This is a genomic window from Acinetobacter sp. YH01024 (assembly GCF_013420195.1).
GTDB classification, from domain to species: Bacteria; Pseudomonadota; Gammaproteobacteria; order Pseudomonadales; family Moraxellaceae; genus Acinetobacter; species Acinetobacter amyesii.
The window spans coordinates 26,519-36,291 of sequence record NZ_VOYQ01000036.1 but is presented as its reverse complement, the minus strand read 5'-3'; the positions used below and the strand labels follow the sequence as shown (position 1 = coordinate 36,291).

Below are 9,773 nucleotides of genomic sequence, written 5' to 3'. Positions count from 1 at the left end.
GATTCATATTAAGCTTTACGAGGGCGTTGTATCGTCTGACGAGACGTGTATCAAGATGGGAGATATTAAATTGAAGAGCATGCTCTTCAATTTAACCCAAAACTTGGGATTTGTGTAGATACCTATGCTTTGGGAGAGGGGGAAAAATGTGGCAAAGCAATTTTTTTATGGCCTTGAGACTAACTAAGTTGTATCAAAAAGCCATAGGAAAGTGCTTGAAAAAATCTAAAAATAGATCAATATATACACTACAGTACGAGGGTGCTGTATAGGCAAAAAGGTGAATGCAAATGGCAAAGAAAAAAGTCCTGCCTGAAGTTGAAGTTCGCAACTTTGTGGCAAAACACATGAACGATTTTAACAAAAGCCAAACTTTTGTAGATCGAAAGAAAAATGCAAAACGCGGCTATGCAAAGCACAAAAAAGGGGGATATTCGAATGATTATCTCCCTTTTTATTTCAGTGTATTTTCTCAGTTTTTAGTCTACTAAATGATTCGGCTTCAACATCTGCTTAAACAAATTCCACATCATATTCCATACGTTTTGCTGTTTGCTTCGCAATCTCTAAGCCATGCAATTTGGCTACAATATAAAGCGATGCATTGATTCCCGAAGAATTCCCCGCAGCATCTAAGACTTCAACTTCGTTGAATAATAAGATACCGACGTTCATTCAGATAGTTCCATGCGGTATTTAAAGGATTGGATTTGAATTGAAATGTAAAGCCTTAAAACAGAGCTTATTTTGAAAATAAGTCTTCAAACATTTTGTTGAATGTGGATTTTTGTTGTGGTCTAGACGCTGTGCTTTGATGTTTTGAGGCGTCATTAGGTTGTTGGAGTACGTGTTCCATTTGACTGGTCAATTGCTCAAACCATGTTGCGTCGCTGTGCTGCGTCTGATTTAGCTGTTTGGCGCGCTGTGCAGCCAGCACCGATGGATCATTTTTACCTAAGCGGCGCTGCTGTGACGCAGTAATTTCTATACCGAGTAAGGGGGGAATACGAGAGCGGCTGACCGGAGCTTTGGATTTTGTTGGCTTGGTTGGGCGTATATTGACTTGTTGTGCTTGGGGCGGTCTAGGTCGAGTTGAGGATACTTTTTCAATCGGTGTATCGTGTTGCAGCTCTAACATTTTTTGTTTGAGTTGCGGATGGATCTTTGTCATATAAAAGGCAATTGCGACAAAAGCCAGAAAAAATAAAAAATCCATCATCACCTCATTTTATTATTTTACATGAGTGTTCTTAAGCACTCACGATTCGGGTTGCCGATTTCACCATATCACCAAGACCATGAGTCTTGAAGTAGTACTCCATCATGCTTTTCACCATCAGTGGATTATTCATGCTCAAAGCACGATCCAAGAGCTCTTTTGCATCTGGCATCGGCACATGGCAGATGGCTTTACGGACTTTGAGGATATTACTCGAACTCATCGATAGGGTATTAAAGCCCATCGCCATCAGTAAAATAGCTGTGAGTGGATCACCGGCCATTTCTCCACAAATACTAATCGGCTTGTCGTATTTATGACATTCTTGCACCAAGCGAGTCAGCGCACGAAGTACGGCTGGGTGTGAGTGTGAATAGACATTGGCAACCCGTGGGTTATTACGGTCAACCGCAAGTAAGTATTGGGTTAAATCGTTAGATCCGACCGAGAAGAAGTCAACCAATTCAGCAAACTCATCGATCTGTAACAGCACACTCGGCACTTCGACCATGATGCCGATTTTGGGTTTGGTAATTTTCACCTGTTCTTCTTCTTGCACCGCTTGCCAGTCACGATCGAGCAAATACAACGCTTCTTCGACTTCGCTGACACTGGTCACCATCGGCAGCAATATATGCAAGTTGTTCAGGCCAATACTGGCTTTGAGCATGGCACGAATTTGGGCTGAAAAAATCTCAGGATGATCGAGGGTAAAGCGAATTCCACGCCAACCCAGTGCTGAGTTTTCTTCTTCAATCGAGAAATAAGGAAGGTCTTTATCTGCACCAATATCGAGGGTACGCATCACTACGGGTTTATTGGCAAAATGACTGAGCTGTTGACGATAAATAGCGCGCTGTTCTTCTTCACCAGGGAAGCGATCACGCAGCATAAACGGAATTTCAGAACGGTATAGACCGACACCTTTGGCGCCACGTTGTACACCGCGAACCACATCGATCATCAAGCCAGTATTTACAAACAATCGAACTGCAACACCGTCAGGGGTGATGGCATCTTTGGTTTCGTATTGCTTCAGATCTTTAGCAATTTGCTCTTCTTCTTTTTGAATCTCTTTATAACGTGTGCGTAAACGACGAGGTGGATTGATGAATACACGACCTTGATGTGCATCGACAATCATTTCGACATCATCGAGGGTATTAATTGGTAGTTCAGTCACACCGACTACGGTTGGAATACCGAGGGCACGTGCCACAATCACCATGTGTGAGTTCATGGCACCTTCAGTGGTTACAATCGCCGCTATTTTATCGACAGGGAGTTCAACCAAGGCAGCCGTAGAAATTTCCTCACCAATTAAAATGCTTTCATCGGTGATTTCACGGTGACTGGCATCTGCTTCTTGCAAAAAGGCCAAGATACGACGCCCTAGATCTTTTAAGTCTGAAACACGTTCGCGGAGATAGTCATCTTCCATCTGTGCAAACAGCGCAATATGTTTATCAATAACAATGCGTACCGAACCTTGTGCCCAGTTACCGTCACGAATTTCACTTTTGATTTCCGCGGGGAGGGCATTGGCATCGAGCATCCGCAAGAACACGCTAAATAATGCCCGCTCTTCGGCCATGAGGGCATCTTGCATCTTTTCATCGAGAGACAAAATTTCTTGACGAACTGCGTCTATGGCATTGTCGAGTAATTCGAGTTCTTCACTGATGTCATCGGCTTCACGATCGGGGACTGAAGCCAAATCAGCAGGTGGATACAGGATGACTGCACGACCTAGCGCAATACCGCCTGAACCTGAAATACCTTGGAAAGTTTTATAGGCAGGGAGGTTGTTTGGTTTACGAAAGACTTCAATATTCCCGACGGCATGTGCATGGGCAATCACCCCTGAAAGTTGAGCGCACAGGGTCACGAGGAAAGATTCGGCAGCTTCGCTAAAGTCTTGAGGCTCTTTGTTTTGAACCACCAAGACGCCCATAACTTTACGGCGATACATCACCGGAACACCGAGGAAGGAATTGTAAATTTCTTCCCCCGTTTCTGGCAGATACATAAAGCGTTCGTGTTTGGGTGCATTGTCTAAGTTGACGATTTCTTCACGTTGTCCAACTAAGCCGACCAAACCCTCACTGGTATGCAAAGAGACATGCCCAACGGCTTCAGGGTTTAAACCCTTAGAAGCCATTAGTAAATAACGATGATTTCGTTCATCAAGCAAGTAGATTGAGCAGACATCCACATGCATGGCTTCGGCCACTTGATTGACCATAATGTCTAAAGATTCATGCAAACTGGCCGACGCATTAATTTCTTGGACTATGCGTCTTAAGGTATCCAGTTGCATGTTCGACATCGTGTCTGCTCCAAAATTTATTCTGCTTTATTTATAACAACACTCATCCTAAAAATCTGCATCCATTCTGCAAATTTTTACGGTTTTTGCGGAAGCTGATTGCACAGCTCCACCATGGCTTTACGATATACATCGCGTTTAAAATTCACCACTTGACCCAAAGGGTACCAATAGCTGACCCATTGCCATTGATCAAACTCTGGTGGGTCTGACAAATCCAGCTGAATATGCTGTGCCGAAGCCGTCAGTTTTAATAAAAACCACTTTTGTTTTTGACCAATACAAACGGGGTCTGAATCCGTACGTATATACCGATGTGGCAAACGATAGCGCAACCACCCTTGGGTTTGTGCTATCACCTGGACGTGTTCGGGCAGTAAGCCAACTTCTTCTCTCAGCTCACGGTAAAGTGCCTGTTCGGGGGTTTCTCCATGTTGGATACCTCCTTGTGGAAATTGCCAGGCATTGTGACCAATGCGCTTTGCCCATAAAACTTGTCCAATGTCGTTTGCCAAAATGATCCCGACGTTGGGTCGGAAACCTTCTGAATCGATCATTTGGCTACCTAAATATTGTGTAATTTATGACTTTGCTCACGGGGACGTTTATTTCTGTGTCCATCTCGAAAAAGCAAAGTGTAAAAATGTTAAAATTGTTATGATCTTAACGAATTTCTATCGACTAGCGGAGATAGATTTACAATTTTTTTCTTAAATTTCAGCTTTTACGAGTATTTTCATGAAATTGGCACTGTTTGACCTTGATCACACCTTATTAAATACCGACTCAGACCATTCTTGGGGGGAGTTTTTGGTCAATGAAGGCTTGGTTGATCCAATTCATCATCGTGCCATGAATGATAAATTTTATGATGATTATAAAAAAGGCCAGCTTGACCCGATTGCTTATAATGAATTTGTATTTGAGTTTTTAACTCAACATGACAATGCCTACTTAACTGAGTTACATCAGTTGTTTATGAAAAAAGTTATTCGTGCGCAAATGCGTCCTGAGGGCTTTGCTGCCATTCAGCGCCATCAAGATGCAGGACATCAATTGGTCGGGATCACCGCAACGTCTGATTTTATTACCGCACCGATTTTTCGTGAATTTGGTATTACTGAAATCATTGCGACCAATGCCGAAGTTGTGGATGGTAAATATACGGGTAAAGTGATTAATACTCCGTGCTACCAAAAGGGCAAATTAGTCCGTTTGAATCAATGGTTAGAAGGTCGTGATGTGACAGAATCTTGGGCCTATTCAGATTCGATTAATGACCGCTTCCTATTGGAATATGCCGATCATGCCTTTGCAATTAACCCAGATGACCGTTTAGAAGTCCTTGCAAAAGAACAAGGTTGGGACATTCAAGACTGGTCAATTCAAGCCTAAAAATAGATATGATAAAAAAGCATCATTAGATGCTTTTTTATTTGACGTCCTTTTGATTAAACTTCAGCTCACTAATTTGAACTATCGCTCTATATGCAGACAGAAGCTTCTTTTAAACATTTAATTCAAATCTTTATAGGGCCACGTGCTCAATCTTATTTAAAGTTCATAGAACAACAAGGTGGGCAGAACAGTGGCCTGAGTTGGGCGGGGTTAATTTTTGGGCCCTATTGGTTACTCTATCGGAAGATGTATCGCTATTTCTTCTTATTCTTTGCGGTTGGTTTTTTGATTAGTATGTTGGCACTCATCATCGGTGTGCCTGAACAGGTCTTGATGGGGCTAGCATTGATTCCTAACCTCATACTCGCTGGCATCGGAAAGCGGCTTTATAGCGATTTTGCGGTGCAAAAGACCAAAGCCTATATGCAGCAGCCGAAATATAGTGAGCAGGTGTTTGCTGAAGAAGGCGGAGTGAACTGGGGGCTGCCTTTGTTGTTGGTATTTATTCAATCGGTCGTGATGATTATGCTCAGTTTGCCTTTTATTCAATTTTCACCGCTGTAGAATTCTGTAATTGAGTGCGTGTCCGTTCCGTGTTATATCCTTAAAACAGAATAATTTTGTATCCATAAACAATAAGTTTTAACACGGAGAATGACAATGAGTGTACGTCCACGCATGACTCATCTATTTGAACAACTGGGTTTAGATTCGAGTGAAGACGCGATTGCTTTATTTATCGTGACGCATCAACTCAGTGCCCAAACTAAAATTACCGAAGCAGACTATTGGACAGATGCTCAGCGTCAGTTCTTGGCCGAAAAAATTAAGTCAGATGGTGAATGGGCGATTATTGTCGATCAATTGAATGAATCATTACATGAAGATTCGTTGACGAAGTAAAACTGACGGGTCTTCCTTGGTTTTTTTAATGGGATCGGCTGAAATAGGCGATCCCATTTTTAATGCAAAATAAATTTAAGCGACCATTCAACATATAGAAAATCATTCGCTTTTTCTAAATGCTCAAACAGATCACTAAAAAAAGCCACCATAGCGGTGGCTTGATTAATAATTGAATTTTGTAGGCAAAAAATGAATTAGATGTGTTTCATCAATTCAACCAGTTTTTGTGCAGCAAGTGATTGAGTACGGCCTGGATGCCATACCATCCCCAATTGACGATTCATGTTTGAAGGTAAATTCAATTGTTTTAAATCTTGGTTCAATAATGTTTTAGGAAGGACTGACCAACCGAGACCAATTGAAACCAACATGCGAATCGACTCAAGTGAGTTATTGCTCATGGTGACTTTTGGCTTCAGGCCATACTTTTCAAACTCAGCCAAAGTAATTTGACTGGTATAGGTTTGCGCCGCAGGTAAAAGACTTGGGTATTGGATCAAATCTTCTAAGGTTAAATGTTCAACTTGCGCCAAAGGATGGAAAGGCGCAACCACGAATACCAATGGATCATTCCATGTCGTGATGTATTTTAAACGGCTGTCACCTTGTGGCGGTAAAGTCAAAAATGCCAACTCTAAGTCACCTGCCAAAACTTGCTCATGGGCTTGTTCAGAATCAACAAAGTGTACATCTAAGGTCACTTCTGGAAACTGTTGTACATATTGACGCAAATGCGCCGGTAAATGGTGTAAGCCGATATGATGGCTAGTGCCAATTTTCAGTTTACCTTGAACCTGACCTTGCTCATGGCTGAGCGTATGGTGAATATCACCCAATTCATTCAGCCAGCTTTTTACTTTTGGCAAGAGAGAGTTTGCCGCATGCGTCGCTTGAACACCACGACCCGCGGATTCAAAAAGTTTGACACCGAAGTATTCTTCTAAACTGTGAATACGCTTGGTCACAGCAGGTTGCGTAATGAAGAGCTGATCTGCTGCCAAAGAGATCGAACCAGTTTCCATGACTTTTACAAAGGCTTCAAAGGCTGCGAGATTCATCTTCATTCCTATAAAGAATTTTTATGCGTAGTCTCATTGTTATAATATTTTAAGAATAAATCAAAGGAAAAGTTGTATCTTTTGATTTAAAACTAGGCGTTCAAACCAGATGACGCTTTAAATCTGAGGGGATTTTCAGGGTTCAATAGTGTTATTTGAGTACTTGGTCACTGCATGATTTAAGATTGGGCTGTGACATTTTCAGCTCAAATGCGCTGTTACAAAGTTATTTTTTAAACCGAAACCGCAGTTATGCATAATATAAAAAATACAGGGCTGGAAAGTAATTCAACCGTTTGAATTAAAGAGGAGCGATGACGTTTCTTTTTAATTCAGTATTGAACTAAAACAAAAAAATGAACTCAAGTTTTGATGGCTTGGGGAACATACTTTTCAGTGAATAATTATAGCAACAGGTACAGTCATGGCTGCATCGATTAGCAATGTTGTACCTCACAGGGAGAAGGCGATGGATATTAAACACATTAAAAATTTATTGGATATTTTTGAAGGGACAGTCGAAAAGCGCTGTGCAATATATGAAATCGCAGATGACGAAGACGACGAAAACCGTGCAGCTGCCGAGTGTAATGCGGCAAAAAACAAACTGATTCTTGCGATAGAACAATTGATCGAGGCGCATGATCAGCTGGTCTTACAACAAAAACCCAAGCTTTGATGATCCGTCTGCAATTGAATCTATAGGATGAAAAAAATAGAAAGTTAAAGTGGATAGAGTAAAAGAACGTTTTAAGGTCATTAAAAAAACCACCGTGATGGTGGTTTTTTTACAAGGAGCAGGATTGGATTAAGCGGGGATATTTTCCTCTACAGCTTTATCTTTCTTTTCCCATGCTTTTTCGTGGAAGAAAAAGGCAACCGCTTGAACAGTTGGTTCAAGTAAACTTAAGGTAATGGCCATTGCAATACTGCCTGTCACGTAATAACCAACCAACATCGCAACCGTGATATGCATAATGTAATAGCTCAAGGTTTTTTTGAACATGCGCTGATTATTTTCGACGAACTTGTTAATGTGTGCCATGAGAATGCTCCTTGTTAAATTGATAAATCTTGGCAATGAGTTAATAATAATGATTCTTATTTGCAATGTAAAAGAGAAAATTCAATTTATGATCATTGAATTTCTAAATCACTGCTTAAAAATGGCAGAAAGTGATCAAAAAGTCGGAGAAAATTCTAAAGTTTCATCTGCTGAAAGTATTGAAGTGAGCGTGTTTTGAACGCATCAATGGTGATTAAAATGCAGCGGAAATCAGCAGTTAAATATCATTCCTATAAGTTTTTAAACTAATAAAAATGATAAATTAGATTTATGTGAATACGTGGTTATAATCGATTTAACGAAAGAATTTACCCAGTCCAGTGGAGCAAATCGACATGGCAGGCGAAACCCAAAAAGCGGAAACCCAAATAAAAAAAACCTTGTATGACAAATTGTGGGATGACCATCTAGTAAAACAACGAGATGATGGCTCTTCATTATTGTATATCGACCGTCATTTATTGCATGAAGTGACTTCTCCACAAGCCTTTGAAGGGCTACAACTTGCAGGTCGTAAACCATGGCGTTTAAGCGCTAACGTGGCAACGCCAGACCATAACGTACCTACGTCTACTAAGGAGCGTGCTGAAGGTATTGCGGGTATTGAAGATGATACCTCACGTATCCAAGTGCAAACTTTAGATGACAACTGTAAAACTTTTGATGTTGCCCAGTTTGACATCAACGATGTACGCCAAGGGATTGCGCATGTGGTTGGGCCAGAACAAGGTTTAACCTTGCCCGGTATGACCGTGGTATGTGGTGACTCACATACTGCAACGCATGGTGCTTTTGGTTGCTTGGCTCATGGTATTGGCACATCTGAAGTTGAACACGTGTTGGCGACTCAATGCTTAGTTCAAAAGAAAATGAAGAACATGTTGGTGCGTGTTGACGGTCACTTGGGTCAAGGCGTAACTCCTAAAGACGTGGTTTTAGCAATTATCGGTAAAATCGGTACGGCAGGTGGTACAGGTCACGCAATTGAGTTTGGTGGTCAAGTATTCCGTGATATGTCGATCGAAGGTCGTATGACGGTGTGTAACATGGCGATCGAAGGTGGCGCGCGCGTGGGTATGGTGGCTGTCGATGACAAAACCATTGCCTATGTAAAAGACCGTCCATATGCACCGAAGGGCGAACAGTGGGATGCTGCAGTAGAATATTGGAATACTTTAGTGTCTGATGAAGGTGCGCATTTTGATACTGTTGTGGTATTGCAAGGTGAAGAGATTGAGCCACAAGTGTCTTGGGGGACTTCTCCTGAGATGGTGATTCCTGTATCTCAAGCAGTGCCAACTTTAGAACAAGCCAAAGATGACGTACAGCGTAATGACTGGACACGTGCATACAACTATATGGGCTTAGAAGCGGGTCAAGCTTTGGCAGATATCCAATTAGACCGTGTATTCATTGGTTCATGTACCAACTCACGCATCGAAGATATTCGTGCAGCGGCTGAAGTGGCCAAAGGCAAAAAAGTGGCGGCATCGATTAAACAAGCCATGGTGGTTCCGGGTTCAGGTTTAGTTAAAGCACAAGCAGAAGCAGAAGGCTTAGATAAAATCTTAATTGAAGCAGGCTTTGAATGGCGTGAGCCGGGTTGCTCAATGTGTTTGGCAATGAATGCTGACAAGTTGCAACCGGGTGAGCACTGTGCATCAACGTCTAACCGTAACTTCGAAGGTCGTCAAGGTAATGGTGGTCGTACGCATTTGGTGAGTCCAGCAATGGCAGCAGCTGCGGCAATTGCAGGTCACTTCGTTGACGTTCGTACCTTCTAATCAGGGCTAATAG

12 protein-coding genes are annotated in these 9,773 nt (G+C 41.9%); 6 read left to right on the top strand and 6 right to left on the bottom strand.

Features of this window, described 5'->3' with window-relative positions; all coding sequences use genetic code 11:
* The first annotated feature begins 290 nt into the window (after positions 1–290).
* Complete coding sequence (locus tag FTT88_RS13205) at positions 291–491, top strand: hypothetical protein (RefSeq protein ID WP_067764150.1); 201 nt, start codon at positions 291–293, stop codon at positions 489–491.
* Positions 492–513: 22 nt separating this feature from the next.
* On the opposite strand, the gene FTT88_RS13200 is transcribed toward FTT88_RS13205, so the two are convergent.
* From FTT88_RS13200 to FTT88_RS13185, 4 genes are all read right to left on the bottom strand, one after another.
* Positions 514–675: a hypothetical protein gene (locus FTT88_RS13200; protein WP_180005300.1), complete on the bottom strand. Its 162-nt coding sequence runs from the start codon at positions 673–675 to the stop codon at positions 514–516.
* 67 nt (positions 676–742) lie between these two features.
* The gene (locus FTT88_RS13195; protein WP_180172958.1) at positions 743–1,216 is read right to left on the bottom strand and encodes a hypothetical protein; all 474 of its coding nucleotides are present in this window, start codon (positions 1,214–1,216) and stop codon (positions 743–745) included.
* 34 nt (positions 1,217–1,250) lie between these two features.
* Positions 1,251–3,548: a phosphoenolpyruvate--protein phosphotransferase gene (gene ptsP / locus FTT88_RS13190; RefSeq protein WP_180005299.1), complete on the bottom strand. Its 2,298-nt coding sequence runs from the start codon at positions 3,546–3,548 to the stop codon at positions 1,251–1,253.
* A 77-nt stretch (positions 3,549–3,625) separates the two neighbouring features.
* Positions 3,626–4,105: an RNA pyrophosphohydrolase gene (locus FTT88_RS13185; RefSeq protein ID WP_078189729.1), complete on the bottom strand. Its 480-nt coding sequence runs from the start codon at positions 4,103–4,105 to the stop codon at positions 3,626–3,628.
* 181 nt (positions 4,106–4,286) lie between these two features.
* Here FTT88_RS13185 and FTT88_RS13180 point away from each other — a divergent pair, with 181 nt between their 5' ends.
* From FTT88_RS13180 to FTT88_RS13170, 3 genes are all read left to right on the top strand, one after another.
* Complete coding sequence (locus FTT88_RS13180; RefSeq protein WP_078189728.1) at positions 4,287–4,943, top strand: HAD family phosphatase; 657 nt, start codon at positions 4,287–4,289, stop codon at positions 4,941–4,943.
* Positions 4,944–5,036: 93 nt separating this feature from the next.
* Entirely contained in the window at positions 5,037–5,510 is a 474-nt protein-coding gene (locus FTT88_RS13175) for a DUF2628 domain-containing protein (protein WP_180005298.1), read from the top strand.
* Between the two features lie 96 nt (positions 5,511–5,606).
* Entirely contained in the window at positions 5,607–5,849 is a 243-nt protein-coding gene (locus tag FTT88_RS13170) for a DUF2789 family protein (protein ID WP_078189726.1), read from the top strand.
* 197 nt (positions 5,850–6,046) lie between these two features.
* On the opposite strand, the gene FTT88_RS13165 is transcribed toward FTT88_RS13170, so the two are convergent.
* On the bottom strand, positions 6,047–6,910 hold the full coding sequence (locus FTT88_RS13165) for a LysR family transcriptional regulator (RefSeq protein ID WP_078189725.1): 864 nt from the start codon (positions 6,908–6,910) through the stop codon (positions 6,047–6,049).
* Between the two features lie 469 nt (positions 6,911–7,379).
* Between FTT88_RS13165 and FTT88_RS13160 the strand changes: the two genes are divergently transcribed.
* On the top strand, positions 7,380–7,589 hold the full coding sequence (locus FTT88_RS13160) for a hypothetical protein (RefSeq protein WP_180005297.1): 210 nt from the start codon (positions 7,380–7,382) through the stop codon (positions 7,587–7,589).
* A 129-nt stretch (positions 7,590–7,718) separates the two neighbouring features.
* Here the strand turns inward: FTT88_RS13160 and FTT88_RS13155 are convergent, their stop codons facing one another.
* Entirely contained in the window at positions 7,719–7,955 is a 237-nt protein-coding gene (locus tag FTT88_RS13155; protein ID WP_078192757.1) for a DUF2061 domain-containing protein, read from the bottom strand.
* 356 nt (positions 7,956–8,311) lie between these two features.
* Here FTT88_RS13155 and leuC point away from each other — a divergent pair, with 356 nt between their 5' ends.
* Entirely contained in the window at positions 8,312–9,760 is a 1,449-nt protein-coding gene (leuC, locus tag FTT88_RS13150) for a 3-isopropylmalate dehydratase large subunit (protein ID WP_180005296.1), read from the top strand.
* Positions 9,761–9,773: the final 13 nt, after the last annotated feature.

What these genes read in the sequence shown, in the direction of transcription:
- FTT88_RS13205 (WP_067764150.1), top strand. Translation starts at nt 291, where the DNA reads ATGGCAAAGAAAAAAGTCCTGCCTGAAGTTGAAGTTCGCAACTTTGTG.
- FTT88_RS13200 (WP_180005300.1), bottom strand. Translation starts at nt 675, where the DNA reads ATGAACGTCGGTATCTTATTATTCAACGAAGTTGAAGTCTTAGATGCT.
- FTT88_RS13195 (WP_180172958.1), bottom strand. Translation starts at nt 1,216, where the DNA reads ATGGATTTTTTATTTTTTCTGGCTTTTGTCGCAATTGCCTTTTATATG.
- ptsP (WP_180005299.1), bottom strand. Translation starts at nt 3,548, where the DNA reads ATGTCGAACATGCAACTGGATACCTTAAGACGCATAGTCCAAGAAATT.
- FTT88_RS13185 (WP_078189729.1), bottom strand. Translation starts at nt 4,105, where the DNA reads ATGATCGATTCAGAAGGTTTCCGACCCAACGTCGGGATCATTTTGGCA.
- FTT88_RS13180 (WP_078189728.1), top strand. Translation starts at nt 4,287, where the DNA reads ATGAAATTGGCACTGTTTGACCTTGATCACACCTTATTAAATACCGAC.
- FTT88_RS13175 (WP_180005298.1), top strand. Translation starts at nt 5,037, where the DNA reads ATGCAGACAGAAGCTTCTTTTAAACATTTAATTCAAATCTTTATAGGG.
- FTT88_RS13170 (WP_078189726.1), top strand. Translation starts at nt 5,607, where the DNA reads ATGAGTGTACGTCCACGCATGACTCATCTATTTGAACAACTGGGTTTA.
- FTT88_RS13165 (WP_078189725.1), bottom strand. Translation starts at nt 6,910, where the DNA reads ATGAATCTCGCAGCCTTTGAAGCCTTTGTAAAAGTCATGGAAACTGGT.
- FTT88_RS13160 (WP_180005297.1), top strand. Translation starts at nt 7,380, where the DNA reads ATGGATATTAAACACATTAAAAATTTATTGGATATTTTTGAAGGGACA.
- FTT88_RS13155 (WP_078192757.1), bottom strand. Translation starts at nt 7,955, where the DNA reads ATGGCACACATTAACAAGTTCGTCGAAAATAATCAGCGCATGTTCAAA.
- leuC (WP_180005296.1), top strand. Translation starts at nt 8,312, where the DNA reads ATGGCAGGCGAAACCCAAAAAGCGGAAACCCAAATAAAAAAAACCTTG.